26 protein-coding genes are annotated in these 26874 nt (G+C 68.5%); 16 read left to right on the forward strand and 10 right to left on the reverse strand.

Features of this window, described 5'->3' with window-relative positions:
• Positions 1-23 precede the first annotated feature (23 nt).
• From panB to ACEI37_RS24125, 3 genes are read left to right on the forward strand one after another with little or no spacing between them, the layout of a single operon-like run.
• Positions 24-845, forward strand: coding sequence for a 3-methyl-2-oxobutanoate hydroxymethyltransferase (gene panB, locus ACEI37_RS24115; RefSeq protein ID WP_062801660.1), 822 nt, complete (start codon positions 24-26; stop codon positions 843-845).
• Between the two features lie 4 nt (positions 846-849).
• Complete coding sequence (locus tag ACEI37_RS24120) at positions 850-1548, forward strand: ABC transporter permease (protein ID WP_111519219.1); 699 nt, start codon at positions 850-852, stop codon at positions 1546-1548.
• A complete protein-coding gene (locus ACEI37_RS24125; RefSeq protein WP_373378465.1) occupies positions 1545-2243 on the forward strand; it encodes an ATP-binding cassette domain-containing protein in 699 nt (232 codons plus the stop codon). The genes ACEI37_RS24120 and ACEI37_RS24125 overlap by 4 nt, the downstream gene beginning before the upstream one ends.
• 7 nt (positions 2244-2250) lie before the next feature.
• Here the strand turns inward: ACEI37_RS24125 and pabB are convergent, their stop codons facing one another.
• From pabB to ACEI37_RS24145, 4 genes are all read right to left on the reverse strand, one after another.
• Positions 2251-3972, reverse strand: a complete 1722-nt coding sequence (gene pabB, locus ACEI37_RS24130; protein WP_373378466.1) for an aminodeoxychorismate synthase component I — start codon at positions 3970-3972, stop codon at positions 2251-2253.
• A 434-nt stretch (positions 3973-4406) separates the two neighbouring features.
• Positions 4407-5543 carry a molecular chaperone DnaJ gene (gene dnaJ, locus ACEI37_RS24135; protein ID WP_111519215.1) on the reverse strand — a complete coding sequence of 379 codons (1137 nt, stop codon included), beginning with the start codon at positions 5541-5543 and terminating at the stop codon, positions 4407-4409.
• 171 nt (positions 5544-5714) lie between these two features.
• Complete coding sequence (gene dnaK / locus ACEI37_RS24140; RefSeq protein ID WP_373378467.1) at positions 5715-7661, reverse strand: molecular chaperone DnaK; 1947 nt, start codon at positions 7659-7661, stop codon at positions 5715-5717.
• Positions 7662-7857: 196 nt separating this feature from the next.
• Positions 7858-8418 carry a cob(I)yrinic acid a,c-diamide adenosyltransferase gene (locus ACEI37_RS24145; protein ID WP_373378468.1) on the reverse strand — a complete coding sequence of 187 codons (561 nt, stop codon included), beginning with the start codon at positions 8416-8418 and terminating at the stop codon, positions 7858-7860.
• A 308-nt stretch (positions 8419-8726) separates the two neighbouring features.
• Between ACEI37_RS24145 and ACEI37_RS24150 the strand changes: the two genes are divergently transcribed.
• The 11 genes from ACEI37_RS24150 to ACEI37_RS24200 all read left to right on the forward strand — a co-directional run bounded on the left by ACEI37_RS24150 (position 8727) and on the right by ACEI37_RS24200 (position 19185).
• Positions 8727-10157, forward strand: a complete 1431-nt coding sequence (locus ACEI37_RS24150) for an FAD-binding oxidoreductase (RefSeq protein WP_373378469.1) — start codon at positions 8727-8729, stop codon at positions 10155-10157.
• A gap of 24 nt (positions 10158-10181) precedes the next feature.
• The gene (locus tag ACEI37_RS24155) at positions 10182-11072 is read left to right on the forward strand and encodes a LysR substrate-binding domain-containing protein (RefSeq protein WP_171515853.1); all 891 of its coding nucleotides are present in this window, start codon (positions 10182-10184) and stop codon (positions 11070-11072) included.
• Between the two features lie 12 nt (positions 11073-11084).
• Entirely contained in the window at positions 11085-11621 is a 537-nt protein-coding gene (locus ACEI37_RS24160; protein WP_373378470.1) for an N-acetyltransferase family protein, read from the forward strand.
• Positions 11622-11899: 278 nt separating this feature from the next.
• Complete coding sequence (locus ACEI37_RS24165; RefSeq protein WP_373378471.1) at positions 11900-13432, forward strand: FAD-linked oxidase C-terminal domain-containing protein; 1533 nt, start codon at positions 11900-11902, stop codon at positions 13430-13432.
• 8 nt (positions 13433-13440) lie between these two features.
• Positions 13441-14364 carry an ion transporter gene (locus ACEI37_RS24170; RefSeq protein ID WP_373378472.1) on the forward strand — a complete coding sequence of 308 codons (924 nt, stop codon included), beginning with the start codon at positions 13441-13443 and terminating at the stop codon, positions 14362-14364.
• Between the two features lie 40 nt (positions 14365-14404).
• Entirely contained in the window at positions 14405-15508 is a 1104-nt protein-coding gene (gene glcE, locus ACEI37_RS24175) for a glycolate oxidase subunit GlcE (protein ID WP_373378473.1), read from the forward strand.
• A 40-nt stretch (positions 15509-15548) separates the two neighbouring features.
• The gene (gene glcF, locus ACEI37_RS24180) at positions 15549-16802 is read left to right on the forward strand and encodes a glycolate oxidase subunit GlcF (protein WP_062801673.1); all 1254 of its coding nucleotides are present in this window, start codon (positions 15549-15551) and stop codon (positions 16800-16802) included.
• Between the two features lie 83 nt (positions 16803-16885).
• The gene (locus ACEI37_RS24185) at positions 16886-17272 is read left to right on the forward strand and encodes a CidA/LrgA family protein (RefSeq protein ID WP_062801674.1); all 387 of its coding nucleotides are present in this window, start codon (positions 16886-16888) and stop codon (positions 17270-17272) included.
• Entirely contained in the window at positions 17269-17994 is a 726-nt protein-coding gene (locus ACEI37_RS24190) for an LrgB family protein (protein ID WP_115681079.1), read from the forward strand. The genes ACEI37_RS24185 and ACEI37_RS24190 overlap by 4 nt, the downstream gene beginning before the upstream one ends.
• Positions 17995-18092: 98 nt before the next feature.
• Positions 18093-18464, forward strand: a complete 372-nt coding sequence (locus ACEI37_RS24195) for a VOC family protein (protein WP_181461224.1) — start codon at positions 18093-18095, stop codon at positions 18462-18464.
• A 22-nt stretch (positions 18465-18486) separates the two neighbouring features.
• The gene (locus ACEI37_RS24200; RefSeq protein WP_373378474.1) at positions 18487-19185 is read left to right on the forward strand and encodes a helix-turn-helix transcriptional regulator; all 699 of its coding nucleotides are present in this window, start codon (positions 18487-18489) and stop codon (positions 19183-19185) included.
• 3 nt (positions 19186-19188) lie between these two features.
• On the opposite strand, the gene ACEI37_RS24205 is transcribed toward ACEI37_RS24200, so the two are convergent.
• The 3 genes from ACEI37_RS24205 to ACEI37_RS24215 are packed head-to-tail and all read right to left on the reverse strand — an operon-like array spanning position 19189 to position 21957.
• Complete coding sequence (locus ACEI37_RS24205) at positions 19189-19683, reverse strand: glutathione peroxidase (protein ID WP_111519207.1); 495 nt, start codon at positions 19681-19683, stop codon at positions 19189-19191.
• A 54-nt stretch (positions 19684-19737) separates the two neighbouring features.
• Positions 19738-20877, reverse strand: a complete 1140-nt coding sequence (locus tag ACEI37_RS24210) for a PilT/PilU family type 4a pilus ATPase (RefSeq protein ID WP_373378475.1) — start codon at positions 20875-20877, stop codon at positions 19738-19740.
• A gap of 36 nt (positions 20878-20913) precedes the next feature.
• On the reverse strand, positions 20914-21957 hold the full coding sequence (locus ACEI37_RS24215; protein ID WP_025583874.1) for a type IV pilus twitching motility protein PilT: 1044 nt from the start codon (positions 21955-21957) through the stop codon (positions 20914-20916).
• Between the two features lie 66 nt (positions 21958-22023).
• On the opposite strand from ACEI37_RS24215, the gene ACEI37_RS24220 reads away from it, so the two are divergent.
• Entirely contained in the window at positions 22024-22713 is a 690-nt protein-coding gene (locus ACEI37_RS24220) for a YggS family pyridoxal phosphate-dependent enzyme (protein ID WP_373380309.1), read from the forward strand.
• A 43-nt stretch (positions 22714-22756) separates the two neighbouring features.
• Complete coding sequence (gene proC / locus ACEI37_RS24225) at positions 22757-23593, forward strand: pyrroline-5-carboxylate reductase (protein ID WP_373378476.1); 837 nt, start codon at positions 22757-22759, stop codon at positions 23591-23593.
• A gap of 89 nt (positions 23594-23682) precedes the next feature.
• Here the strand turns inward: proC and ubiA are convergent, their stop codons facing one another.
• The 3 genes from ubiA to ACEI37_RS24240 all read right to left on the reverse strand — a co-directional run bounded on the left by ubiA (position 23683) and on the right by ACEI37_RS24240 (position 26767).
• Entirely contained in the window at positions 23683-24540 is an 858-nt protein-coding gene (gene ubiA, locus ACEI37_RS24230; protein ID WP_373378477.1) for a 4-hydroxybenzoate octaprenyltransferase, read from the reverse strand.
• Between the two features lie 141 nt (positions 24541-24681).
• Entirely contained in the window at positions 24682-25167 is a 486-nt protein-coding gene (locus ACEI37_RS24235; RefSeq protein ID WP_092306463.1) for a Dps family protein, read from the reverse strand.
• Positions 25168-25324: 157 nt separating this feature from the next.
• Positions 25325-26767 (reverse strand): catalase, encoded by a 1443-nt coding sequence (locus tag ACEI37_RS24240; RefSeq protein WP_373378478.1) that lies wholly within the window; start codon positions 26765-26767, stop codon positions 25325-25327.
• Positions 26768-26874: the final 107 nt, after the last annotated feature.

A 26874-nucleotide genomic window follows, 5' to 3' on the forward strand; every position in this document is an offset into this window, starting at 1 on the left:
GGCCGTCCTACACGGGCACTGCCATGAGCTACCTCCTCGATCCCTCCCGCAAGACCATCACGATTCCCAAACTGCAGGCGATGCGTGACGCCGGCGAGAAAATCGCCATGCTGACCGCGTACGACTCCAGCTTCGCCGCGCTGCTCGACTACTGCGGCGTCGAGATGATCCTGGTGGGCGACTCGCTGGGCAATGTGATGCAGGGCCAGCAGACCACGCTGCCGGTCACGCTGGAACAGATGGCCTACCACACCGAATGCGCCGCGCGCGGCAACCAGACCGCGCTGCTGCTGACCGACCTGCCGTTCGGCACCTATCCGACCCCGGAAGCCGCGTTCGCCAGCGCCGTCACGCTGATGAAGGCGGGCGCGCAGATGGTCAAGCTCGAAGGCGGCGACTGGCTGGCGCCGATCGTGAAATTCCTGGTCGAGCGCAGCATCCCGGTGTGCGCGCATATCGGCCTGACGCCGCAGTCGGTGCATGCGCTGGGCGGCTTCAAGGTGCAGGGCAAGACCGATGCCGGCGCGGCCCAGCTCAGGCGCGATGCGCTCGCGCTGCAAGCCGCCGGCGCCCAAGTGGTGCTGATGGAAGCAGTGCCCGCCGCGCTGGCCGGCGAGATCACGCAGTCGCTGGCGGTGCCCACCATCGGCATCGGCGCCGGCGCCGACTGCACGGGCCAGGTGCTGGTGCTGCAGGACATGCTCAACATCTACCCCGGCCGCAAGGCCAAGTTCGTGCGCAACTTCATGGACGGCCAGCCTTCGATCGAAGCCGCGGTGCGCGCCTACGTGGCCGCCGTCAAGGACGGCAGCTTCCCCGCCGTCGAGCACACCTTCTCCGCCTGACGCGGTGGAGATCGGCAGCGCCACCGCCGAAGCCTTCCGCCTGCTGGCGAGCGGCGACGCAGGCCTGTGGTTTATCGTCTGGACCTCGCTGGTGGTGGCGGTGCTGGGGCTGGCCATCGCCACCGTGCCGGCCATCGCCGCGGCCTGGCTGATCGCCACGCGGCAGTTCCCGGGCCGGCGCGCGGTGGTGGTGGTGGCGCAGGCCTTCCTGTCGTTCCCGACCGTGCTGGTCGGGCTGATCCTTTACCTGCTGCTGACGCGCCAGGGTCCGCTGGGCAGCCTGCACCTGCTGTTCACCCCGGCCGGCATGGTGCTGGGGCAGGCCGTGATCGGCTTCCCGGTGGTGCTGGCGTTTGCGCTGTCGACGCTGCAAGGCGCCGACGTGCGCCTGCGCGAAACCGCCTGGGTGCTGGGCGCCGGCCGCTGGCGCACCTTCGTCACGGTGCTGCGCGAACTGCGCTTCGGGCTGATGGCGGCGGTGGTCGCCGGCTTTGGCCGGGTCATTGCCGAAGTGGGCTCGGCGCTGATGATCGGCGGCAATATCGAGGGCTCGACCCGCACCATCACCACGGCGATTGCGCTGGAAACCAGCAAGGGCGAATTCGCGCAGGGCATTGCGCTGGGCCTGGTGCTGGTGGCGCTGGCGCTGCTGGTCAATATCGGCATGGCTTGGCTGCAGGGTGCCGGAGGCTTTCGCCGATGACACCGACCGTTGCCGCCGACCACGGCCCGCTGCTGACCGTGCGCGGGCTGGCGCGCAGCATCGGCCTGCGCAAGCTGTTTGCGATCGACACGCTGGTGATCCCGCGCGCCACCGCGATCGTGATGACCGGCATGAACGGCGCCGGCAAGACCACGCTGCTGCGCATGCTGGCGGGGCTCGAGCCCGCGCCCGGCGCGGTCGCGCACTGGACCGATGCGCAGGGCCACGCCCACAGCGCGGCGCTGACGCCGTTGCCGCCCGCGCTGCGCCGGCGCATTGCCTACCTGCACCAGCATCCCTACCTGTTCCGCACCTCGGTGCGCGAGAACATCGCCTATGGCCTGCGCGCGCGCGGCCTGCCGCGCCATGAGATCGACTGCCGCGTAGGCGAGGCGCTGGGCTGGGCCGGCGTGTCACACCTGCAGGACACCGCGCCCGAATACCTGTCCGGCGGCGAGATCCAGCGCGTGGCGCTGGCGCGCGCCAAGGTGCTGGAGCCGGAGTTGCTGCTGCTGGACGAACCCACCTCCAGCCTCGACGGCCACGCGCGCGAGCAGGTGATCGCGCTGGTCGGCGACCTCGCCGCCGAAGGCCGCACCGTGGTGATGATCTGCCACGACCGCGAGCTGATCAACCTGCCCGGCGTGGTGCGCTGGAAACTGGGCGACGGCGTGCTCGACACCCACCACCCGTAGCCATCGACTAGCCCTGCAGCTGCGCCGGCATTGCGCCGCGCAACGCATTGACCACTACGATGGCCTCGGCGCGCGCCAGCATCGCGCGCGTCACCACGGACTCTTCGACCGCCTCGCCCGGCGCGCCCAGCGCTGCGCCACCTGTCTCCAGCACCACCGCCCGCATCACGCCCGGCAGGATGTCGGCCGACAGCGGCGGCGTCAGCCAGCGCCCATCGATGCGCACGAACACTGAGCTGCGCCCGCCCTCGAGCAGTTCGCCGCGCGTATTAAAGAACAGCCGGTCGAAGCCGCCGGCGCGCTCGGCCGCCTGCCAGCCGGCATCGAAGACCGCGCGCGCGCTGGTCTTGTGGCGGCGCAGCGGGTCGGCAAGCGGTAGCGGGTCCGGCGCGAGGTCGACACCGACCGGCCCCGCCGGCAACGGCGCCAGCGCGCCGCTGGCAAACGCCAGCGTGCCTGACTTGTCCACGCTCAGGCGCAGGCGCCAGGTGCCGGCCCCGAGTTGTGCCGCCTGCGCGGCCACCGCGTCGCGCGCGGCGTCGGCGTCGAGGGCGAAGCCGAACGCCCGCGCCGACGCCCCGATGCGCGCCAGGTGCCGCGCCAGGTGCGGGCACGCGCCGTCTTGCACGCGCAGGGTCTCGAACAGCGTGAAGCCGGGATCGTGCCGGGTCAGGAAGCGGGCCTTCCAGCCGCATTCGGCGAATTCCTCCGCCGCCACGCTGTCATGCACGATACCGCCGCCCACGCCCATCTCGCCGGCGCGCAGCGCGCTGGCCGCGGGCGGCGCCAGCACCAGCGTGCGGATCGCCACCGACAGCGCGAACGGACCGGCCATGGCCGCATCGGACGGCGCCTCGATCCAGCCGATCGCGCCGGTGTAGAGCCCGCGCGGCGCGCGCTCGAGCTCGGTGATGATTTCCATGGTGCGCCGCTTGGGCGCGCCGGTGATCGAGCCGCACGGGAACAGCGCCGCCATCAGCGCGCCGAAACCGGTTCCGGGCCGCGCCGTCGCCGTCACGGTCGAGGTCATCTGCAGCACCGCGCCGAACGGCTGCACCGCGAAGCGCTCCGGCACCGCCACGCTGCCCGCCCGCGCAATGCGGCCCAGGTCGTTGCGCAGCAGGTCGACGATCATCACGTTCTCGGCCCGGTTCTTGGCATCGGCGGCCAGCGCGGCAGCGGCCTGCGCATCGCGCGCGGCATCGCCGGCGCGCGGCGCGGTGCCCTTCATCGGCCGGGTCAGCAGATGGCCCTGGCCGTCGTGGCGCACGAACAGCTCCGGCGACAGCGACAGCACCATGGCGTCATCCGGCAGCCTGGCCAGCACGCCATACGGCACCGGCTGCGCCGCCCGCAGCGCCGCGTACAGCGCCACCGGATCGCCGAAGGCCTCGCAGCGCAGGCGCTGGGTGTAGTTGACCTGATAGGTGTCGCCCGCTTCGATCCACTGGTGGATGCGTGCGATGGCGTCATCGAAGGCAGCGCGAGAGGTATCGGAAGCGATATGCATCAGGCCCGCCGGCTGCGGATCCGCGTGGGCCTGCAGCCACGCCGCCACCGCCGCGGCATCGAGCCGTTGCAGCGCGCGGAACCACAGCAGGCGCAGCGCGCCGTCGTGGAACGGCATGGCGCTGCCGGTATGCACCGGCGCATCGACCAGCGCGCCGCCGAATTCGTAGGGCGCGAACAGGGTGGCGTGCCAGCCCTGACGCCAGCCTTCGGCCAGCATGGCGTCGATCTGGGCGATGTCACTGCCGGGGTGCAGGAGGTCTTCTTGGACGAAGCCGGTGTAGAGGCGGGATGCAGCTTGCCCGGCGGGTGCGGTGGCGTCGTCGAGCAGGACGAAGGCGTCGTCGCCGCCCGATTGCGCGCTCCCCTCTCCCGCTTGCGGGAGAGGGGCTGGGGGGAGAGGGGGGGCGCTGGATGCTTGCTACCACGGGAAATCGTCAGGAGAAAACAGGATTGCCGGCATGCCACCGACAGGGCGCAGGCATGCATTATCGCGCGGCGCAGGCATGGTGGCGATGGACGCGCCGGCCCTCTCCCCCGGCCCCTCTCCCGCAGGCGGGAGAGGGGAAGCAAACCCGCGGTGCGCCGGCGTCATTCGCCAAAAACAAAACCGGCCACGCTCGCACGTGGCCGGTTCCATACCGCCAAGCCGGATCAGCTGAAGAAGCTCTTCACCTTGTCCAGCCACGAGGTTTCCTGCGGGCTGTGGCGCGAGCCGCCTTCGTGCACCGAGCGGTCGAACTGGCGCAGCATTTCCTTCTGCGCCTCGGTCAGCTTGACCGGCGTCTCCACGTTCACATGCACGTAGAGATCGCCCGGGTAGCCGGAGCGCACGCCCTTGATGCCCTTGCCGCGCAGCCGGAAGGTCTTGCCGGACTGGGTGGCCTCGGGCACCGGGAAGGTGGCCTTGCCGCTCAGCGTCGGCACTTCCAGGTCGCCACCCAGCGCCGCGGTGGCGAACGAAATCGGCATCTGGCAGTGCAGGTCGTCGCCGTCGCGCTCGAACACGGCGTGCGGCTTGATGTGGACTTCCACATACAGGTCGCCCGGAGGGCCGCCGTTGATGCCCGGCTCGCCGTTGCCGGACGAACGGATGCGCATGCCTTCGTCGATGCCGGCCGGGATCTTCACTTCCAGCGTCTTCTGCGACTTCAGCTTGCCCTGGCCGTGGCACTTGGTGCAGGGCTTGGGGATGAACTTGCCGCTGCCGTGGCACTTCGGGCAGGTCTGCTGCATGGTGAAGAAGCCCTGCGACACGCGCACCTGGCCGGCGCCGTGGCAGGTCGGGCAGGTTTCCACACTCGAGCCCGGCTCGGCGCCGTTGCCGTGGCAGTGGTCGCAGTCATCCCAGTGCGGCACGCGGATCTGCGCCTCGTGGCCGTGCGCGGCCTGCTCCAGCGAGATCTCCATGCTGTAGCGCAGGTCGGCGCCGCGGTAGGCCTGCGGGCCGCCCCCGCCGCGGCGGCCGCCGCCGCCCTGGCCGAAGATATCGCCGAAGATATCGCCGAAGGCCTCGGCGAAGCCGCCGTAGCCCTGCGCGCCGCCGAAGCCGCCCGCCATGTTCGGGTCCACGCCGGCATGGCCGTACTGGTCGTACGCGGCCTTCTTCTCCGGGTCGGAAAGCATCTCGTAGGCCTCCTTGGCCTCCTTGAATTTTTCCTCGGATTCCTTGCTGTCCGGATTGCGGTCCGGGTGGTATTTCATCGCGAGCTTGCGATAAGCCTTCTTGACTTCGTCTTCGCTCGCGTTCTTGCCTACCCCGAGCACTTCGTAATAGTCACGTTTTGCCATGGTGGCTCATTACCTCATTGGCCGGCGGGTGCAAGCGGCACGGGCCGGCGAATAGCAAAAAAGCCGAGCGCGGCATCCGACGGCGGTTTCCCGCAGGTCTGATGGCCGTCGCCCGGCGTCGGGACGGGAGCGGCGCCGGCCAGTGCCTGCACCGCCGCCCGCGTTTCCCGATTACTTCTTGTCGTTGACTTCCTTGAATTCGGCGTCCACAACGTTGTCGTCCTGCGGCTGGGCCTGCTGCTGGCCGCCGGCGGCACCCGCGGCACCGGCCGTGGCGCCTTCGCCGGCCTTGGCCTGCATGTCGGCGTAGACCTTCTCGCCCAGCTTCTGGCTGACTTCGGACAGCGCGTTGACCTTGGCGTCGATCTCGGTCTTGTCGCCGCCGCGTGCGGCGTCTTCCAGTTCCTTGATCGCGGCCTCGATCTTTTCCTTCTCGCCCGCGTCCAGCTTGTCGCCGTACTCGGTCAGCGCCTTCCTGGTCGAGTGGATCAGCGCGTCGGCCTGGTTGCGGGCATCAGCCAGCTCGCGGGCCTTCTTGTCTTCCTCGGCGTTGGCCTCGGCATCCTTGACCATGCGCTGGATCTCGTCTTCCGACAGGCCCGAGTTGGCCTTGATGGTGATCCGGTTTTCCTTGCCGCTGGCCTTGTCCTTGGCGCCCACGTGCAGGATGCCGTTGGCGTCGATGTCGAACGAGACCTCGATCTGCGGCGTGCCGCGCGGTGCCGGCGGAATGCCCTCGAGGTTGAACTCGCCCAGCAGCTTGTTGCCGGTGGCCATCTCGCGTTCACCCTGGTACACCTTGATGGTCACGGCCGGCTGGTTGTCGTCGGCGGTCGAGAACACCTGCGCATGCTTGGTCGGGATGGTGGTGTTCTTGGTGATCATCTTGGTCATCACGCCGCCCAGGGTCTCGATCCCCAGCGACAGCGGCGTCACGTCCAGCAGCAGCACGTCCTTGCGGTCGCCCGACAGCACCGAGCCCTGGATCGCGGCACCGACGGCCACGGCTTCGTCCGGGTTCACGTCCTTGCGCGCTTCCTTGCCGAAGAACTCCTTGACCTGCTCCTGCACCTTGGGCATGCGGGTCATGCCGCCGACCAGGATCACGTCGTCGATGTCGCTGACCTTGACGCCCGCATCCTTGATCGCGGTGCGGCACGGCTCGATGGTGCGGGTGATCAGCTCCTCGACCAGCGATTCCAGCTTGGCGCGGGTCATCTTCAGGTTCAGGTGCTTCGGACCCGAGGCATCGGCCGTGATGTACGGCAGGTTGATCTCGGTCTGCTGCGAGCTCGACAGCTCGATCTTGGCCTTTTCGGCGGCTTCCTTCAGGCGCTGCAGCGCGAGCACGTCCTTGGACAGGTCGACGCCCTGGTCCTTCTTGAACTCGGCGATGATGTAGTCGATGATGCGCTGGTCGAAGTCTTCGCCGCCCAGGAAGGTGTCGCCGTTGGTCGACAGCACTTCGAACTGCTTTTCGCCGTCGACATCCGCGATCTCGATGATCGAGATGTCGAAGGTGCCGCCGCCGAGGTCATAGACGGCGATCTTGCGGTCGCCCTTCTCGTTCTTGTCCATGCCGAAGGCCAGCGCGGCCGCGGTCGGCTCGTTGATGATGCGCTTGACGTCCAGGCCGGCGATGCGGCCGGCGTCCTTGGTCGCCTGGCGCTGCGAGTCGTTGAAGTAGGCCGGCACGGTGATCACGGCTTCGGTCACCGGCTCGCCGAGGTAGTCCTCGGCGGTCTTCTTCATCTTGCGCAGCACTTCGGCCGAGACCTGCGGCGGCGCCAGCTTCTGGTCGCGCACCGACACCCAGGCGTCGCCGTTGTCGGCCTTGACGATGGCGTACGGCATCAGGCCGATGTCCTTCTGGACTTCCTTCTCTTCGAACTTGCGGCCGATCAGGCGCTTGACCGCGTACAGGGTGTTGCGCGGGTTGGTCACGGCCTGGCGCTTGGCCGGCGCGCCGACCAGGATCTCGCCGTCTTCCATGTAGGCGATGATCGACGGGGTGGTGCGGGCACCCTCGGAATTCTCGATGACCTTGGGCGTGTTGCCTTCCAGGATCGCGACGCAGCTGTTGGTGGTACCGAGGTCGATACCGATGATCTTACCCATTATTCTCTCCTCTTGAGCCAGCGCTATCCGCGCGGCTGCAATTCAACCTGAGGCCGAAATGTGGCCGCCCGGGGGCTTTTCAAGGGCAGAACCGGCAAATCCGAGTAATTTTCTCGGTTTCTGCCCCCATTCAACGGCAGCCGCTGCCCCAGCTTGAGCCTGCAGTGCGGACAGGCCGGGTTATGTGGCCCCTGAATTACTTCTTTCCGGCGTCACGATCGCGCTGCCAGAGCACGTCCGAGCCGCCGCCCGCCCGGTTCAGCACTCGCGCCAGCACGAACATCAGGTCCGAGAGCCGGTTCAGGTACTGGCGCGGCGCCTCGTTGAGCGCCTCGGCCGCGCCCAGCGCCACCAGCGCGCGCTCGGCGCGCCGGCACACGGTGCGGCAGACGTGGGCCTGCGCCGCGGCGCGGCTGCCGCCGGGCAGGATGAACTCGGCCAGGCGCGGCAGGTTGGCGTTGTAGTCGGCCAGCCAGGTATCGAGCTGTGCCACCTGCTCGGGCTTGAGCAGCGTGTAGCCCGGGATGGAAAGCTCGCCGCCCAGGTCGAACAGGTCGTGCTGGATATGCAGCAGTGCGGCGCGCACGTCGGCGGGCAGGTCTTCGGTCAGCAGCACGCCGACGTGGCAGTTCAGTTCATCGACGTCGCCGATCGCGGCGATGCGCAGGCTGTCCTTGCCGGTGCGGCTGCCGTCGCCCAGGCCGGTGGTGCCGGCGTCGCCGGTGCGGGTGGCGATCTTCGACAGGCGGTTGCCCATGCCGGTCTCCTTGTCAGCAGTTGGTCGTTGGGAAATGGCGCATTATCGCGCCAGAGCCGGTGACTTAGCCATGCGCGGCGCAACCGCCGGCTGCAGCTTGCGCGGCCATCCGCTTGTGCGGCTATCGGCCGCGCGCACGCCGCCGGAAGGTGCACCAGCCGCCGCGCGGCGTAGAATGCAGTTATTCGTCCATTCGATATCCGGGTCGCGCCCCAGCCTGCCGCCGGCACCCTCGGCGGCCACCCGCCGGCCGCCTCGCCGGCGGCCTCTCGGTCCATGAGGCCGCACCGACCCGCCGGAGACCCCGCATGAACCACCCCACGCCGTCCGCCTCCCTCGCCCGCCGTCCGCTGCCGCCCGCCATCGCTGACGCACTCGCGGCACGCTTCGGCGAGCGCTTCACCACTTCCGCCGGCGTGCGCGAGCACCACGGCCGCGACGAATCCCCGTTTCCGCCGGCGCTGCCGGATGCGGTGGTGTTTGCCCACAGCACCGAGGAAGTGGCCGAGGTCGCGCGCCTGTGCAACCAGCACGGCGTGCCGCTGATCCCGTACGGCGCGGGCTCGTCGCTGGAAGGCCACCTGCTGGCGGTGGCCGGGGGCATCAGCCTGGACCTGTCGCAGATGAACCGGGTGCTGGCGGTGCAGCCCGAGGACCTGACCGTGACCGTGCAGCCCGGCGTCACGCGCAAGCAGCTGAACCAGGAGATCAAGGACACCGGCCTGTTCTTCCCGATCGACCCGGGCGCCGACGCGTCGCTGGGCGGCATGTGCGCCACGCGCGCGTCGGGGACCAACGCGGTGCGCTACGGCACCATGCGCGAGAACGTGCTGGCGCTGACGGTGGTGACCGCCGACGGCCGCGTGATCCGCACCGGCACGCAGGCGCGCAAGTCGTCGGCCGGTTATGACCTGACCCGCCTGTTCATCGGCAGCGAAGGCACGCTCGGCATCATCACCGAGGTCACGGTGCGGCTCTACCCGCAGCCCGAGGCGATCTCGGCCGCGGTGTGCGCCTTCCCCAGCATGGGCAGCGCGGTGCAGGCCGTGATCCAGACCATCCAGCTGGGCGTGCCGGTGGCGCGCGTGGAATTCGTCGATGCGCTGGCGATCCGCGCCATCAACCGCCACGACAACCTGACCCTGCCCGAGACACCGCACCTGTTCTTCGAATTCCACGGCACCGAGGCCGGCGTGCGCGAGCAGGCCGAGACCGTGCAGCAGATCACCGCCGACTTCGGCGGCCAGGGCTTCGAGTGGGCCACGCGCCCGGAAGACCGCAGCCGGCTGTGGAATGCGCGCCATACCGCGTACTTTGCGATGCTGCAGCTCAAGCCGGGCTGCAAGTCGGTCACCACCGACGTGTGCGTGCCGATCTCGCGCCTGGCCGACTGCGTCACCGAGACCGAGAAGGACCTGAATGCCTCGGCGTTGCCCTGCCCCATCGTCGGCCATGTCGGCGACGGCAACTTCCACGTGGCAATCCTGGTCGACCCGGACAAGCCAGAGGAAATGGCGGAGGCCGAAGCCATCAACCAGCGCATCGTCGAACGCGCGCTGGCGATGGGCGGCACCTGCACCGGCGAGCACGGCGTCGGCCTGCACAAGCAGCGCTTCCTGGTCGCGGAGCACGGCGAAGACGCGCTGGACCTGATGCGCGCAATCAAGGACGCGCTCGATCCCAACCACATCCTCAACCCCGGCAAGATCTTCAGCGCCGCGCGCGCCGGCACGCAGTAAGGCGCACGACAGGCAAACGCAGGGATGGCCTCCATGTTCAACCGCGTCCCGCCGCTGCACCTGCTGATCGCGTTCGAAGCCGCCGCGCGCCTGGGCAGCTTCGCGCGCGCGGCCGAGGAGCTGTCGGTGACGCCCAGCGCGGTCTCGCACCGGATCAAGAACCTCGAGGAACTGTGGGGCGAAGACCTGTTCGTGCGCGCCAACGCCGCGCTGCGGCTGACCGCCGCCGGCACGCGCTACCTGCGCAACGTGCAGGACGCGCTCAAGTCGCTCAACGAACTGGCCCGGCCCGAGTACAACAAGCTGCGCACGCGGCTGCGCGTGGCGATCCCGCCCACCTTCGGGCGCCAGCACCTGGTGCCGCGCCTGCCGGAGTTCGGCGCGCTCTATCCGCATATCGACCTCGAGCTGCACCTGGCGATCCCGTTCCTCGACGTCAAGGCCGAGGACACCGATGTCGAGATCCGCTACGGCACCGGCCGCTACCCCGACCTGAAGACCACCAGGCTGCTGGTGGAACCGGTGTTCCCGGCGTGCGGGCGCGAATACTACGAGCGCGTCAACGGCCGCGCCATCACCCGGCCCGAGCACCTGCACGGCCTGGTGCTGCTGCGCAGCCCGCTGGAGCCGTGGAAGCCGTGGTTCGAGACCGCCGGGCTGGACTGGCCCGAGCCCCAGACCGGCCCGCAGTTCAACGACATCGGGCTGATGCTGGAAGCGATCGCCTCCAACCAGGGCGTGGCGCTGGTGCGCCAGCGGATGGCGCGGCACTGGCTGTCGCTGGGGCAGATGGTGCGGCTGCTCGATGTGGAATCGGTATCGCCGCATGGCTACTACATCGTCGAGCGTGAACAGGCGCCGCTCAAGCCCGAGGCGCGCTATTTCGTCGACTGGCTGCTGAGCCTGGACTGGTAGGAGACTGCGCCAATGGAAATCCGCCTGCTGATTCCCGACGATGCCGCGGCCTTCCACGCGCTGCGGCTGCAGGGACTGGCTGAAACCCCGGAAGCCTTTGCCGCCAGCCTCGAGGAAGAACAGGACCTGGCGCCGGAGGCGGTGGCGCAACGCCTTGCGCCGAGCGCGGACAAGGCCATCTTCGGCGCCTTCGAGGCCGGTCCGGCCGGCGCGCTGGCCGGCATGGTCGGCGTGATGCGCGAGCCCCGGCGCAAGCACTGGCACAAGGCCTCGATCTTCGGCATGTACGTGGCACCGGCCTGGCGCGCGCGCAAGCTCGGCCGTGCGCTGATGCTGCGTGCGCTGCAGCAGGCCGCCGCCATGCCGGGCGTGCGCCAGGTCACGCTGTGCGTCAATGCCGGCAGCGCGGGCGCGGTGCGCTTGTACGAATCGCTCGGCTTCGAGCGCTTCGGGCTGGAGCCCGATGCGTTGTACGTCGCGCCGCACTTCCACGACAAGCTCGACATGGTGCTGCGGCTGCCAACCGCCCCGGCGCAGCCGGACTACTGAGGGCAGCGCGGCCGGAGTTCTGGAGCCGGCCCCGCGTGTCCCGCCTTACCGCTGGCCGGCCGCCGGTGCTACGCTGAAACCGGCGCCCGTGCCCGCCGGGCATGATGAGCATTTTTGATCGGCCCGGCATGCCGAATTCACGTCCGGCGTGGTGCCCGCGCCAGGTGGCCTGCGCTATAGTCACCCGTCCCCCGCGGCTGGCACTGCACCGCCGCGGCCGGCAGGCCCGCAAACGATCACCACAGGCCGCCGTCCAGGAGACCCCACAGGAGTCGTTCATGAATGCCCCGCACGAAGCCCAAACCCTCGCTCCCGGCGCCGCCGAAAGTCCGGCCACGGCCGCTGCGGCCGCCGACGGCCGCCGGGACGCGCTGCTGGCCGGCCTGGCGCAGATCCTGCCCGATGCCGCGGTGCTGTGGAAGCCGGAAGACACCGTGCCCTATGAGTGCGACGGCCTGGCCGCGTACCGGCAGGTGCCGATGGCGGTGGCCCTGCCCGACACCGAGGAGCAGGTCTGCGCCATCCTGAGGCTGTGCCACCAGCTGGGCGTGCCGGTGGTGCCGCGCGGCGCCGGCACCAGCCTGTCGGGCGGCGCCATGCCGATCGCCGAGGGCCTGGTGCTGTCGCTGGCCAAGTTCAAGCGCATCCTGTCGGTCGACCCGTATGCGCGCACCGCGGTGGTCCAGCCCGGCGTGCGCAACCTGGCCATCTCGGACGCCGCCGCGCCGCACAACCTGTACTATGCGCCCGACCCGTCGTCGCAGATCGCCTGCACCATCGGCGGCAACGTCAGCGAGAATTCCGGCGGCGTGCACTGCCTGAAGTACGGCCTGACCGTGCACAACGTGCTGCGCGTGCGCGCGGTGACGATGTCGGGCGAGGTAGTGGTGTTCGGCTCCGAGGCGCCCGACGCGCCCGGGCTGGACCTGCTGGCCGTGCTGATCGGCTCCGAGGGCATGCTGGCCGTGGTCACCGAGGTCACCGTGCGCCTGATCCCCAAGCCGCAGCTGGCGCAGGTGATCATGGCCTGCTTCGACGATGTCGAGAAAGGCGGCAACGCGGTCGCCGACGTGATCGCCGCGGGCATCATCCCGGCCGGGCTGGAGATGATGGACAAGCCCGCCACCGCCGCGGTCGAGCAGTTCGTGCATGCGGGCTATGACCTCGATGCCGCCGCGATCCTGCTGTGCGAGTCCGACGGCACCCCCGAGGAAGTGGCCGAGGAGATCGAGCGCATGAGCGCGGTGCTGACGGCATCGGGCTGCACCCGCATCGTGGTCTCGCAGAACGAGGCCGAACGGCTGCGCTTCTGGAGCGGCCGCAAGAACGCCTTCCCGGCGGCGGGCCGGATTTCGCCGGACTATTACTGCATGGACGGCACCATCCCGCGCAAGCACATCGGCACGCTGCTCAAGCGCATCGAGGCCATGGAGGTGAAGTACGGCCTGCGCTGCATCAACGTGTTCCATGCCGGCGACGGCAACATGCACCCGCTGGTGCTGTTCGACGGCGGCGACCAGGACGAATGGCACCGCGCCGAGCTGTTCGGCGCCGACATCCTGGAAACCTGCGTCGAGCTGGGCGGCACCGTCACCGGCGAGCACGGCGTCGGCGTGGAAAAGCTCAACTCCATGTGCGTGCAGTTCTCGACCGCGGAGCGCGACGCCTTCTTCGGCGTCAAGGCCGCCTTCGATCCCGCGCGGCTGCTGAACCCTGACAAGGCCATCCCCACGCTGGCGCGCTGCGCCGAATACGGCAAGATGCACGTGAAGAAGGGCTTGCTGCCGCATCCCGAACTGCCGCGCTTCTGAGCCAAGCCATGCGAGAAAATCCCCGCCGGCGCCAGCACCAGGAAGCCGTGGTGCGCCAGCGCCTGGGCCAGCCCGAGGCCGGCTGGCGCCAGCGCTGGTACACCATCATCTTCGAGGCCGATACGCGCGAAGGGCGCATCTTCGATGTCGCGCTGCTGATCGCCATCGTCGCCAGCGTGATGATCGTGATGCTCGACAGCCTGCCCGCGCTGAACCGGCGCCTGGGCGGGGTATTCACGGCGCTGGAATGGATGTTCACGCTGCTGTTCACGGCGGAGTACGCCATGCGCCTGCTGGTGGTGCGGCGGCCGTGGCGCTATGCGCTGAGCTTCTACGGCATCATCGACTTCATCTCGATCATGCCGACCTGGCTGGCGTTCTTCGTGCCGGAACTGCATTTCCTGATCGACGTGCGCCTGCTGCGGCTGCTGCGCGTGTTCCGGATCCTGAAGCTGACCGTGTACTTCGAGGAAGCCGAGATCCTGTACCGCGCGCTGGTCAACAGCCGCCGCAAGATCTTCGTGTTCCTGGCCGCGGTATTCATCATCACCGTGATCCTGGGCACCGTGATGTACGTGGTCGAGGGGCCGGAGCACGGCTTCCACAGCATCCCGGTCAGCATGTACTGGGCGGTGGTGACGCTGACCACCACCGGCTTCGGCGACATGGTGCCGAAGACGGCGCTGGGGCAGTTCATCACCTCGCTGACGATCCTGCTGGGCTACGGCATCATCGCCTTTCCCACCGGCATCGTCGGCGCCGAGCTGGCCGCCAGCATCATGAAGCGGCCGCTGACCACGCGCACCTGCACCCATTGCCTGACCGAGGGGCACGAACCCGACGCGCAGTATTGCAAGCACTGCGGCAGCCAGCTGCCGGCCTATCAGAACGACCGGCCTGAAGTACCGGGCGGCCGCGACGGTGCAACCTGACCCAGAGCGGCGCCAGAAACTCCTCCCTACTCGCACGACTATGCAAGCCACCCTCGACGCCTTCCGCGACGCCGTCAGGCAAGCCACCGAGACCCGCACCGCGCTGCGGCTGCGCGGCGGCGGCAGCAAGGACTTCTACGGCCAGCCGCCGCAAGGCAACCTGCTGGACACGCGCGCCTACACCGGCATCGTCGACTACGACCCGGCCGAACTGGTGATCACCGCGCGCTGCGGCACCCCGCTGGCCGAGATCGAAGCCGCGCTGGCGGAAAAGCGCCAGATCCTGGCATTCGAGCCGCCCCACTTCGCGCTGCCCGGCCAGCCCAGCGTGGCGACGCTGGGCGGTGCCGTCGCCGCCGGGTTGTCGGGCCCGCGGCGGCAGTCGGTGGGCGCGCTGCGCGACTTCGTGCTGGGCGCGCAGCTGATGGACGGCCGCGGCGAGGTGATGGACTTCGGCGGCCAGGTGATGAAGAACGTGGCGGGCTACGACGTGTCGAGGCTGCTGACGGGATCGCTCGGCACGCTGGGGCTGATCCTGCAGGTTTCGGTCAAGGTGCTGCCGGCGCCGTTCGACGAGGCCACGCTGCGCTTCGAGATGGCGCAGGCCGAAGCCATCCGGCAACTGAACCAGTGGGGCGGCCAGCCGCTGCCGCTGGCGTCTTCGGTGTGGCATGCGGGCGTGCTGCACGTGCGCCTGTCCGGCGCGGGCGCCGCGGTGCGCGCGGCCTGCGCCCGGCTCGGCGGCGAGCGTGTGGACGCGGCACCCGCGGCCGCGCTGTGGCAATCGCTGCGCGAGCAGACCCACCCGTTCTTCGCCCCCGCGCACGCCGGCCGCGCGCTGTGGCGGCTGGCGGTGCCCACCGTGGCCGCGCCGCTGGCGCTGCCGGGCGAGCAGCTGGTCGAATGGGGCGGCGGCCAGCGCTGGTGGCTGCCCGAAGAGGGCTCGCCCAAGGCCGACGCCGAAAGCGTGCGCGCGGTGGCGCAGGCCGCCGGCGGCCATGCCACGCTGTTTCGCCATGGCGACAAGTCGATGGGCGTGTTCACGCCGCTGGCGTCGCCGCTGGCCGCGATCCATCGCCGCCTGAAGGAGACCTTCGACCCCGCCGGCATCTTCAATCCGCAGCGCATGTACCCCGGGCTCTGAGCCCGCGGGCCAAGATACTCCAGGCACTACACCCCACATCATGCAAACGACCCTGGCAGATTTTCTCCGCGACACGCCCGAAGGCGAGGAAGCCAAATCCATCGTTGGCAAATGCGTGCATTGCGGCTTCTGCACCGCCACCTGCCCCACCTACCAGCTGCTCGGCGATGAACTGGACGGCCCGCGCGGGCGCATCTACCTGATGAAGCAGGTGCTCGAAGGCCATGCCATCACCGAAAGCACGCGCCTGCACCTGGACCGCTGCCTGACCTGCCGCAACTGCGAATCGACCTGCCCCTCCGGCGTGCGCTACGGACGCCTGGTCGACATCGGCCGGCAACTGGTCGACGACAAGCTCGAGGCCGAAGGCGTGCGGCGTCCCGCCAGCCAGCGCATCGCACGCTGGGTGCTGCGCGAGGGGCTGACGCGGCCGGCGCTGTTCGGCACGGCGCTGCGCCTGGGCCAGATGGTGCGCCCGTTGCTGCCGGGCACGCTGCGCGCCAAGGTGCCGCCGCTGTCGGCCAGCGCCGCGCCTGGCGCGTGGCCGCGCAACACGCATGCGCGCAAGATGCTGTTGCTCGACGGCTGCGTGCAGCCGGCGATGTCGCCCAACATCAATGCCGCCACCGCGCGCGTGTTCGATCGTGTCGGCGTACAACTGGTGGTAGCGCGCGAAGCCGGCTGCTGCGGCGCGATCCGCTTCCACACCGGCGACCACGATGGCGGCCTCGACAATATGCGCCGCAATATCGACGCCTGGTGGCCGCATGTCGAAGCCGGCGCCGAAGCCATCGTGATGACCGCGTCGGGCTGCGGCGCGATGGTCAAGGACTACGGCCACCTGCTGCGCAACGACCCCGCCTATGCCGAGCGCGCGCGCCGCATCTCGGCGCTGACGCGCGACCTGTCCGAGGTCCTGCCGGACTTTGCCGACGACCTGCACGCCGCCGCCGGCGCGGTGCCGCGCGACGGGCGGCGCGTGGCCTACCACCCGCCGTGCACGCTGCAGCACGGCCAGCAGATCCGCGGCAAAGTCGAGGCGCTCTTGACCGGCCTCGGCGTGGAAGTCAAACTCTGCGCTGACAGCCACCTGTGCTGCGGCTCGGCGGGCACTTACTCGGTGCTGCAGCCGGAACTGTCCCAGCGCCTGCGCGACGACAAGCTCGCCAAACTGCAGGCGACGCAGCCCGAAGCCATCGTCTCGGCCAATATCGGATGCATCTCGCACCTGCAGGGCGGCACCGATACGCCGGTCATGCACTGGATCGAACTGGTCGACCGGATGCTGGGATAAGTTCCCGACCGGAGCAAGGCCCTGTGGTTGTCTCCCCTCTCCCGCTTGCGGGAGAGGGGCAATGCACAACCACGACCGCCCCCATGCTCCAGACCTTTGCCATCCTGTTGGTTTTCCAGTCCGTCGGCGAGGTGATCAGCTACGCGCTGACCCTGCCCGTGCCCGGCCCCGTGCTCGGCATGATCCTGCTGTTCGGCTGGCTCGTCTTCGACGACCGGCTGCTGCCCGTGATCCAGGGCACCACCACCGAGCTGCTCAAGCATCTGTCGCTTCTGTTCGTGCCCGCCGGCGTCGGCATCATGGTCCACGCCAACCGCATCGAGGGCGAGTGGATGCCGATCCTGGTCGCGCTGGTGGTATCAACGTGGCTGGCCATCGCCACCACCGCCGTGGTCACGCGCATGCTGATGCGCAAGCGTTCCGGCACGCCCGACGCGCCGCCTGCCGACGCCAAGGGGGAACAGGCATGATGACGCCGCGCCTGAACGAGATCTGGGTCTACCTTGCCGCCAGCCCGCTGGTGGGCCTGACCGCGACGCTGCTGGCCTATGTATTCGCCTTCCGCATCTACGAGAAATCGCGCTTCTCGCCGCTGGCCAACCCGGTGATGATCGCGGTGGCGCTGCTGGTCACGGTGCTGACCGTCACCGGCACGCCCTACAAGACCTACTTCGATGGCGCGCAGTTCGTGCACTTCCTGCTGGGACCGGCGACGGTGGCGCTGGCGGTGCCGCTGTACCTGCAGCTGCCCAAGCTGCGCACCCATGTGTTCCCGCTGCTGGCGGGACTGGTGGCGGGCTCGGTGGTGGCGGTGGTGGCGGCGGTGGGCATTGCCTGGCTGCTCGGCGCCTCCCCCGAAACGGTACGCTCGCTCGCGCCCAAGTCGGTGACGATCCCGATCGCCATGGGCGTGGCCGAGAAGATCGGCGGGCTGCCGTCGCTGACAGCGGTGCTGGTGATGGGCACCGGCATCATCGGCGCGGTCAGCGCGACCATGCTGCTGAACCTGCTGCGCATCCGCGACTACAGCGTGCGCGGCTTCGCCACCGGCGTGGCGGCGCACGGCATCGGCACCGCGCGCGCGTTCCAGGTCAACCAGGAAGCCGGCGCCTTCGCCGCGCTCGGCATGGGCCTGAACGGCGTGCTGACCGCGATCCTGGTGCCGGTGATGGCGGCGTGGATGCCGCACTGAACTCCCCCACTGCCATCCTCCTGACAGCACGCTGTCAGCAGCCCCCGCGCATGATGCGAGCTCCTCACTCCCCTACCTCTGGAACCCAGGAGCCCATCATGAGCCAACGTCTGATCAACTGGCTGGAAATCCCCGTCGTCGACATGCCCCGCGCCATCGGCTTCTACGAGCAGGTCTTCGAGGTCCGGCTGCGCCGCGAAACCATGAGCCAGGTCGACATGGCCGTGTTCCCGCATCCCGATCCCGGCGGCACGCTGGTCGCCGGCGAAGGCTACCGGCCCAGCAACTACTACGGCACAGTGCCATACCTGCACGCGCCGGAACTCGACGCGCTGCTGGCACGCGCCGCGCGCGCCGGCGGCAAGACCGTGTTCGGGCCGCTGCGCCTGCCGGGCGAGATCGGCCGCATCGCGCATATCACCGACAGCGAGGGCAACCGCATCGGCCTGCACGAGCCGGTGGCCGGATGACCGCCATGGATCCCGCTGACCGATGAGCCGCCGCGCCGATCGCCTGTTCCAGATCGTGCAGGTGCTGCGCGGCCGCCGCCTGACCACGGCGGCGCTGCTGGCGCAGCGGCTCGGGGTCTCGGAACGCACCGTCTACCGTGATATCCAGGCGCTGTCGCTGTCGGGCGTGCCGGTCGAAGGCGAGGCCGGCATCGGCTACCGGCTGCGCGCCGACTTCGACGTCCCGCCGCTGATGTTCACCGCCATGGAAGTGGAAGCGCTGGTCGCCGGCCTGCGGCTGCTGAAGGCCTGGGGCGGCGGCGCGCTCGCCGCCGCGGCCGATCCCGCGCTGGAGAAGCTGATGGCGGCGCTGCCGCCGCCGCGCCGCCTGGCGGCGCAGCAAAGCCGCGTGTTCGCGCCGGAGTACGTCAACCAGGCGCATGTGCGCGAGGCCTTCGACGTGGTGCATGGCGCGCTGGGCGCGCACAAGCTGCTGCAGCTCGACTACTGCGACGTGCAGCAGCGCATCACCGAACGCGTGGTGATGCCGCTGGGGCTGTTCTTCTGGGGCAATGCCTGGCTGCTGGCGACGTGGTGCACCACGCGCGAGGACTACCGCAGCTTCCGGCTCGACCGCTGCCGCGCCATCCGCATGCTCGACGACCATTTCCACGAAACCCCGGAACGCTCGCTCAACGGCTTCCTGCGCGCGGTGCGCGCCGTGCCAGCGAGCAGCAGCTGAGGCTCAGGCGGCGGGGTCGGACAGCAGCCGCTCGATATCGGCGCGCAGCTCTTCCGGCTTGGTGGTCGGCGCATAGCGCTTGAACACGGTGCCGTCGCGGCGCAGCAGGAACTTGGTGAAATTCCACTTGATGCCCTGGGTACCGAGCACGCCACGCTTTTCGGTGGTCAGCCACTGGTACAGCGGATGGGCGTTGGGGCCGTTGACGTCGATCTTGGCGAACATGGGGAAGCGCACCGCAAAGCGCGTCTCGCAGAACTGGCCGATCTGCTGCGCATCGCCCGGCTCCTGCTTGCCGAACTGGTTGCATGGAAAGCCCAGCACCTCCAGGCCGCGCCCGTGGTACTCGTCATAGAGCTTCTGCAGGCCCTCGTACTGCGGGGTAAAGCCGCATTCGCTGGCGGTATTGACCACCAGCATCACCTTGCCCTGGAACTGCGACAGCGGCACCGGCTGGCCGGCGAGCGAGTTGGCTTCGAACTGGTAGACATTGCTCATGGCAGACTCCTGTAGATAGCCAAGCATAGCGCCATGCGGGTCAATGTGCAGCCCTCAGATGACGTTGAGATGCTCGGTGCCGGCACCCAGGTCCGAGTCCTTCGCATGGGTGCTGTGCAGCTTGATCATCAGGCGCAGGTCGTTGAGCGAGTCGGCATTGCGCAGCGCGTCCTCGTAGGTGATCTTGCCCTGCTCGTACAGGTCGAACAACGCCTGGTCGAACGAGATCATGCCCTGCTCGCGCGACTTCTTGATGACTTCCTTGAGCTCGTGGATCTCGCCCTTGAAGATCAGATCGGCCACCAGCGGCGTGCCGATCATGATCTCCACCGCCGGCACCCGGCCCTTGCGGCCGGCGCGCGGCAGCAGGCGCTGCGAGATCATCGCCTTCAGGTTCAGCGACAGGTCGATCAGCAGTTGCTGGCGCTTTTCCTCGGGGAAGAAGTTGACCACGCGGTCGATCGCCTGGTTGGCGTTGTTGGCGTGCAGCGTGGCCAGGCACAGGTGGCCGGTCTCGGCGTACTGCATCGCGTACTCCATGGTCTCGCGATCGCGGATCTCGCCGATCAGGATCACGTCGGGGGCCTGGCGCAGCGTGTTCTTCAGCGCCACGTGCCACGACTCGGTATCGATGCCGACCTCACGCTGCGTGACGATGCAGTTCTGGTGCGCGTGCACGTACTCGATCGGATCCTCGATGGTGATGATGTGGCCGTAGGAGTGCGCGTTGCGGTGGTCCAGCATCGCCGCCAGCGTGGTCGACTTGCCCGAGCCGGTTGCACCGGTGACGATCACCAGCCCGCGCTTGGCCATGACCACGTCATGCAGCGTCTGCGGCAGGTCCAGGTCGGCCACCGACGGGATGCGCGTATTGATGGTACGCACCACCATGCCGGCCTTGCCCTGCTGGATAAAGGCCGAGACGCGGAAGCGCCCGGCCTTGGGCACGCTGATGGCAAAGTTGCATTCGCGGCTGGTGTCGAAGTCCTGCACCTGGCGCTCGTTCATCACCGAGCGCACCAGCCCCAGCGCCTGGGTCGGGTTCAGCGGCTGCTGCGACACCGGCGTGATCTTGCCGTCGACCTTGATCGCCGGCGGGAAGTCCGAAGTGATGAACAGGTCCGAGCCGCGGTTGCTGACCATCAGCTCGAGCAGGTCGTTGATGTACTTGGCGGCGGATTCGCGGTCGAGCATGGCGGTGTCTTGCTGGAGGAAGGGCGCAGGCGGGCCTCAGCCCATGAACGCGTCCGGGTTCTTGGCAATCGCGCGCGCGTCGTTGTAGCTGATGACGCTGCGCTTGATCAGGTCCGACAGGCACTGGTCCAGCGTCTGCATGCCCAGCCCGCTGCTGGTCTGCATCATCGAGTACATCTGCGCGATCTTGTTCTCGCGGATCAGGTGGCGGATCGCGGGCGTGGCGATCATGATCTCGTGCGCGGCGGTGCGGCCGTTGCCGTCGCGGGTCTTCAGCAGCGTCTGCGAGATCACCGCCTCGAGCGATTCCGACAGCATGGTGCGCACCATGTCCTTCTCTTCGGGCGGAAACACGTCGACCACGCGGTCGATGGTCTTGGCCGCCGAGCTGGTGTGCAGCGTACCGAAGACCAGGTGGCCGGTTTCGGCCGCGGTCAGCGCCAGGCGGATGGTCTCCAGGTCGCGCAGTTCGCCCACCAGGATCACGTCCGGGTCTTCGCGCAGCGCCGAGCGCAGCGCGTTGGCAAACGAATGCGTATGCGGCCCCAGCTCGCGCTGGTTGATAAGACTCTTCTTGGAGCTGTGCACGAATTCGATCGGGTCCTCCACCGTGAGGATGTGGCCCATGTCGTTTTCATTGCGATGGTCTACCATCGCCGCCAGCGTGGTGGACTTGCCCGAGCCGGTCGGGCCCGTCACCAGCACCAGCCCGCGCGGCTTCATGCACAGGTCGGCAAACACCGCCGGCGCGCGCAGCTCTTCCAGCGTCAGCACCTTGGACGGAATGGTACGGAACACCGCGGCGGCGCCGCGCTGGGTGTTATAGGCATTGACGCGGAAGCGCGACAGGCCCGCGATCTCGAACGAGAAATCGATTTCGAGGCGTTCCTCGTAGGCCTTGCGCTGGGTGTCGCTCATGATGTCGTACACCATGGCGTGGACATCCTTGTGCGTCATCGAGGCGACGTTGATGCGCCGCATGTCGCCGTGGATCCGCACCATCGGCGGCATGTCCGCGGACAGATGAAGATCGGACGCCTTGTTCTTGACGGCGAAAGCCAATAGCTGCGCGATGTCCATCTATAATGACCCCACCCTGATTTGTTATCGGTACTTGACGTACCTTATATATATGTTCGCCGGATTATGTCTGTGATTGCCGCCAACTTGCAAGCCGTGCGCCAGGGCATTGCGGCGGCAGCACAACAGGCCGGCAGGCAACCCGCGGACATCGCCCTGCTGGCCGTTTCCAAGACCGTTTCCCCCGACCGCATAAGGGCCGCATACGCCGCCGGACAGCGCGAATTCGGCGAGAACTACGTCCAGGAAGGCATCGACAAGATCGCCGCGCTGGCCGACCTGCGCGATCACCTGCAATGGCATTTCATCGGCCCGTTGCAAAGCAACAAGACGCGGCCGGTGGCGGAACATTTCGACTGGGTCCACACCATCGACCGGCTCAAAATCGCCGAGCGGCTGTCGGCCCAGCGTCCGGCCGGCATGCCGGCGCTGCAGGTCTGCATCCAGGTCAATATCAGCGGCGAAGCCAGCAAGAGCGGCGTCGCCCCGGCCGAGGTGCCCGCGCTGGCGCATGCGGTCGCGGCCCTGCCCGGCCTGCAACTGCGCGGGCTGATGGCGATTCCCGAACCCGCCCACGATCCCGCCGCGCAACGCCGCCCGTTCGCCGCCATGCGCGCCATGCTGCAGGCGCTGCGCGCCGACGGCTTGCAGCTCGACACGCTGTCGATGGGCATGTCGGGCGACATGGAGGCCGCCATCGCCGAGGGCGCCACCCTGGTGCGGATCGGCACCGCCATCTTCGGTGCGCGCGGCTGACGTCCGCGCCCCGACCGGAATCTTTCAGACCCCAGAGACCTTCATGCTCGACACCCTCACCTTCGGTTTTCTTGGCGGCGGCAACATGGCTTCCGCACTGATCGGCGGCCTGATCGCGCGCGGCGTGCCCGCCGGCGCGATCCGCGTGGTCGACCCGTTCCCGGAAGCGCAGCAGCGCCTGGCGCGCGACCTTGGCGTACATGCGGCCGGGGCGCCGGACGCCGCCTTCGGCGCCAGCGATGTGCTGGTGCTGGCGGTCAAGCCGCAGCAGTTCCGCGACGCCGCGGCGCAGCTGCTGCCGCACCTGCCGGCCGATGGCCCGGGCAACCTGGTGATCAGCGTGGCCGCCGGCATCCGGCTGCAGGACATGCAGCGCTGGCTGGGCGGACGCACCCGCGTGGTGCGCGCGATGCCGAATACGCCGGCGCTGTCGGGCATGGGCATGACGGGACTGGCCGCACCGGCCGCGCTGTCGGCCGAGGACCGCGCGATTGCCAGCGCCGTGGCCGAGGCCGTCGGCAAGTGCGTGTGGGTCGATGGCGATGACCAGATCGACGCCGTCACCGCGATTTCCGGCAGCGGCCCGGCCTATGTGTTCTATTTCATCGAGGCCATGCAGCGCGCGGCCACCGAGCTGGGGCTGAGCGCCGAGCAGGGCCGCGAACTCGCGGTGGAAACCTTCCGCGGCGCGGCCACGCTGGCGGGACAGTCGCCCGAACCGGTGGCGACGCTGCGCGAGCGCGTGACGTCGAAGGGTGGCACCACCTACGCGGCGCTGACCTCGATGGAGGCCTCCGGCATCGCCGATGCCTTCGTGCGCGCGATGCACGCGGCCGCGGCGCGCGGCAAGGAGATGGGGGCGGAGTTCGGGAAGGATTGAAGTACTGCAACGCCAGCAGCAAGCTCCCCTCTCCCATTAATGGGAGAGGGGAGCAAACCCTCAGTCAGCGTAGCAATCACCGATAGCAATCACCGCACCGCATACGCCAGCGCCGTCCCCGCAAACACGCAAGCCCCCAGCCAGTTGTTGTGCCGGAATGCCGCAAAGCACCGCATCCGGTCGCGCTCGCGGATCAGCGTGTAGTGGTAGCCGGCACAGCCGATCGCGGCAACCAGCCCCACCCAGTACGGCCAGCCCAGGCCGAGCAGCGCGCCCGCCCAGGCCATCAGCGCAAAGAACGCGGCGTAGCACAGCATGATCGCCGCCACGTCGAAGCGCCCGAAGGTGATGGCCGAGGTCTTCATGCCGATCAGCAGGTCGTCGTCGCGATCGACCATGGCATAGGCGGTGTCATACGCCACCGCCCAGAACACATTGGCCAGCAGCATCAGCCACGCCACCGGCGGCACCTGGTCCTGAATCGCGGCGAACGCCATCGGGATGCCGAAGCCGAACGCGATTCCCAGGTAAGCCTGCGGAATCGCAAAGAAGCGCTTGAAGAACGGGTACGTGCCCGCCACCACCGCCGCCACGACCGCCAGCCACTTGGTCAGCGCGTTCAGCGGCAACACCAGCATGAAGGCCACCAGCGCCAGCACGGCGGCCACCGCCAGCGCTTCCCACGCGGCGATCTTGCCGGCGGTCAGCGGACGCTCGCGGGTGCGCTTGACGTGCTTGTCGAAATCGCGGTCGGCCCAGTCATTGATGGCACACCCGGCCGAGCGCATCAGGAAGGTACCCGCGACGAAGATCCAGAACAGGCCCCAGCGCGGCGGCCCGTCCGCCGCCATCCACATGGCCCACAGCGTCGGCCACAGCAGCAGCAGCGTGCCGATGGGCTTGTCGATGCGCACCAGGCGCGCGTAGAGGGCAAGGCGTTCAAGCATGGGGGTCGGGGGCAACGGCGAGAGGGTCTGCACGGCGTGGATCCGGGGCGGGCGATTCAATGAAAACGCGCCGCAGCCCGGACGGCTGCGACGCGCAGTGCCGGCCGCCGCGGGCGCGGCAGCCAGGAGAGCGGGCCAGCCTCAGGCCAGCATCGAGCGCAGCATCCACGCGGTCTTTTCATGCGTCTGCATGCGCTGGGTCAGCAGGTCGGCCGAGGGCTCGTCGCCGGCGGCATCGATCACCGGGAAGATCGAGCGCGCGGTGCGTACCACGGCTTCCTGGCCTTCGACCAGCTTGCGGATCATGTCGGTGGCCTCGGGCACGCCCTCTTCCTCGGCGATCGACGACAGGCGCGCGTACTCCTTGTAGGTACCCGGGGCCGGGTAGCCCAGCGCGCGGATACGCTCGGCGATCGAGTCCACGGCCAGCGCCAGCTCGTTGTACTGGGTCTCGAACATCAGATGCAGCGTATTGAACATCGGACCCGTCACGTTCCAGTGGAAGTTGTGGGTCTTGAGATAAAGGGTATAGGTGTCAGCCAGCAGCTTGGACAGCCCTTCCGCGATCTTCTTGCGGTCCTTGTCGGAAATACCGATATTCACGCTCATCTCGTTCTTCTTTGCCATGGTAGATACGCTCCGTTCAGGTATAGCCACGAGGCGCGCCGCCGGGCTTGCCGATTCGTGGCGAATCGGGGGCCGGGCGGCGCGGTACCCCGCATTATTGCACCGGGCAACGGTCCCGGCCAAACCCCGCGCCGGTTGGCCGTTGCCGGGCAGGCGCTTATTGAAGGTTCAGCGCCCGCTTCACGCCTTCGCCGTAGGCCGGGTCGGCCTTGCTGAAGTGCTCCAGCTGCACGCGCACGATGGCCTCCGGCACGCCCTGCATCGCCGCGGCGATATTGGCGAACAGGCGCTGACGCTGGCCTTCGTCGAACAGGCGGAACAGCGCGCCGGGCTGGCTGTAGTAGTCGGTGTCGACGCGGTGGTCCCAGCGGTCGGCGGCGCCGTCGAGCGCCAGCGGCGGCTCGATCGCGCGCTCGCTGGCGGCGTAGGCGCTTTCGCGGTTGGGCTCGTAGTTGAGCTTGCCGCCCTGGTTGCCGTCCACGCGCATCGCGCCGTCACGGTGGAAGCTGTTGTGGAACGGGCATTTCGGCGCATTGACCGGGATCTGCGCGTGGTTGATGCCCAGCCGGTAGCGCTGCGTGTCGCCATACGAGAACAGCCGCCCCTGCAGCATCTTGTCGGGCGAGAAGCCGATGCCGGGCACGATATTGGCCGGGTTCATCGCCACCTGCTCGACCTCGGCAAAATAGTTGTCCGGGTTGCGGTTGAGCTCGACCACGCCCACGTCGATCAGCGGGTAGTCCTTGTGCGGCCAAACCTTGGTCAGGTCGAATGGGTTGATGTGATATTTGGCCGCCTCGGCCTCCGGCATGACCTGCACGCGCAGGTCCCAGCGCGGGAAGTTGCCGCGCTCGATATTGTCGAACAGGTCGCGCTGGGCGCTCTCGCGGTCGTTGGCCACCACTTTGGCGGCTTCCTCATTGGTCCAGTTCTCCACGCCCTGCTGCGACTTGAAGTGGAACTTGACGTAGAAGCGCTCGTTATTGGCGTTGATGAACGAATACGTGTGCGAGCCGAAGCCATGCATCTGCCGGTAGTTCTGCGGCAGGCCGCGGTCGCTCATCAGGATGGTGACCTGGTGCAGCGATTCCGGATGGCGCGACCAGAAGTCCCACACCGCGATCGGGTCGCGCAGGTTGGTGCGCGGGTTGCGCTTCTGCGTGTGGATGAAGTCGGGGAACTTGAGCGGGTCGCGCACGAAGAACACCGGCGTGTTGTTGCCGACCAGGTCCCAGTTGCCTTCGTCGGTATAGAACTTGATCGAGAAGCCGCGCACATCGCGCTCGGCATCGGCCGCGCCGCGTTCGCCGGCGACGGTGGAGAAGCGAATGAACAGCGGCGTTTCCTTGCCAATCTCGGCAAACACCGAGGCCTTGGTGTACTTCGTGATGTCGTGGGTGATGCGCAGCGTGCCGTAAGCACCGGAGCCCTTGGCGTGGACGCGGCGCTCGGGGATGACTTCGCGGTCGAAGTGAGCCAGCTTTTCGAGGAACCAGACATCCTGCAGCAGCATCGGGCCGCGCGGGCCGGCGGTCTGCGAGTTCTGGTTATCGGCAACCGGTGCGCCGGCGGCAGTGGTAAGAGTGTCCTTCTTGCTCATCTTTTCCTCTTTGTGGGTGGGCTGCAAGGGAATGCCGCGTCAGTGCGCGGCGGCATAGCAGGCAAGGCAATCGAGCAGGCAGCGCCCCATGCGGAGGGAAAAACGGG

The sequence above is a fragment of the Cupriavidus nantongensis genome, from assembly GCF_041726985.1.
GTDB lineage: Bacteria > Pseudomonadota > Gammaproteobacteria > Burkholderiales > Burkholderiaceae > Cupriavidus > Cupriavidus nantongensis_A.

Excerpts from the sequence above, each read along its gene's own strand:
- ACEI37_RS24195 (WP_181461224.1), top strand. The coding sequence starts at position 18,093 with ATGAGCCAACGTCTGATCAACTGGCTGGAAATCCCCGTCGTCGACATG.
- ACEI37_RS24125 (WP_373378465.1), top strand. The coding sequence starts at position 1,545 with ATGACACCGACCGTTGCCGCCGACCACGGCCCGCTGCTGACCGTGCGC.
- dnaJ (WP_111519215.1), bottom strand. The coding sequence starts at position 5,543 with ATGGCAAAACGTGACTATTACGAAGTGCTCGGGGTAGGCAAGAACGCG.
- ACEI37_RS24170 (WP_373378472.1), top strand. The coding sequence starts at position 13,441 with ATGCGAGAAAATCCCCGCCGGCGCCAGCACCAGGAAGCCGTGGTGCGC.
- ACEI37_RS24205 (WP_111519207.1), bottom strand. The coding sequence starts at position 19,683 with ATGAGCAATGTCTACCAGTTCGAAGCCAACTCGCTCGCCGGCCAGCCG.
- ACEI37_RS24235 (WP_092306463.1), bottom strand. The coding sequence starts at position 25,167 with ATGGCAAAGAAGAACGAGATGAGCGTGAATATCGGTATTTCCGACAAG.
- ACEI37_RS24210 (WP_373378475.1), bottom strand. The coding sequence starts at position 20,877 with ATGCTCGACCGCGAATCCGCCGCCAAGTACATCAACGACCTGCTCGAG.
- glcF (WP_062801673.1), top strand. The coding sequence starts at position 15,549 with ATGCAAACGACCCTGGCAGATTTTCTCCGCGACACGCCCGAAGGCGAG.
- ACEI37_RS24165 (WP_373378471.1), top strand. The coding sequence starts at position 11,900 with ATGAATGCCCCGCACGAAGCCCAAACCCTCGCTCCCGGCGCCGCCGAA.
- ACEI37_RS24145 (WP_373378468.1), bottom strand. The coding sequence starts at position 8,418 with ATGGGCAACCGCCTGTCGAAGATCGCCACCCGCACCGGCGACGCCGGC.
- ACEI37_RS24220 (WP_373380309.1), top strand. The coding sequence starts at position 22,024 with ATGTCTGTGATTGCCGCCAACTTGCAAGCCGTGCGCCAGGGCATTGCG.
- ACEI37_RS24215 (WP_025583874.1), bottom strand. The coding sequence starts at position 21,957 with ATGGACATCGCGCAGCTATTGGCTTTCGCCGTCAAGAACAAGGCGTCC.
- ACEI37_RS24190 (WP_115681079.1), top strand. The coding sequence starts at position 17,269 with ATGATGACGCCGCGCCTGAACGAGATCTGGGTCTACCTTGCCGCCAGC.
- dnaK (WP_373378467.1), bottom strand. The coding sequence starts at position 7,661 with ATGGGTAAGATCATCGGTATCGACCTCGGTACCACCAACAGCTGCGTC.
- ACEI37_RS24150 (WP_373378469.1), top strand. The coding sequence starts at position 8,727 with ATGAACCACCCCACGCCGTCCGCCTCCCTCGCCCGCCGTCCGCTGCCG.
- proC (WP_373378476.1), top strand. The coding sequence starts at position 22,757 with ATGCTCGACACCCTCACCTTCGGTTTTCTTGGCGGCGGCAACATGGCT.
- ACEI37_RS24155 (WP_171515853.1), top strand. The coding sequence starts at position 10,182 with ATGGCCTCCATGTTCAACCGCGTCCCGCCGCTGCACCTGCTGATCGCG.
- ubiA (WP_373378477.1), bottom strand. The coding sequence starts at position 24,540 with ATGCTTGAACGCCTTGCCCTCTACGCGCGCCTGGTGCGCATCGACAAG.
- glcE (WP_373378473.1), top strand. The coding sequence starts at position 14,405 with ATGCAAGCCACCCTCGACGCCTTCCGCGACGCCGTCAGGCAAGCCACC.
- ACEI37_RS24185 (WP_062801674.1), top strand. The coding sequence starts at position 16,886 with ATGCTCCAGACCTTTGCCATCCTGTTGGTTTTCCAGTCCGTCGGCGAG.
- pabB (WP_373378466.1), bottom strand. The coding sequence starts at position 3,972 with ATGCTGGCCGAAGGCTGGCGTCAGGGCTGGCACGCCACCCTGTTCGCG.
- ACEI37_RS24240 (WP_373378478.1), bottom strand. The coding sequence starts at position 26,767 with ATGAGCAAGAAGGACACTCTTACCACTGCCGCCGGCGCACCGGTTGCC.
- panB (WP_062801660.1), top strand. The coding sequence starts at position 24 with ATGAGCTACCTCCTCGATCCCTCCCGCAAGACCATCACGATTCCCAAA.
- ACEI37_RS24160 (WP_373378470.1), top strand. The coding sequence starts at position 11,085 with ATGGAAATCCGCCTGCTGATTCCCGACGATGCCGCGGCCTTCCACGCG.
- ACEI37_RS24200 (WP_373378474.1), top strand. The coding sequence starts at position 18,487 with ATGAGCCGCCGCGCCGATCGCCTGTTCCAGATCGTGCAGGTGCTGCGC.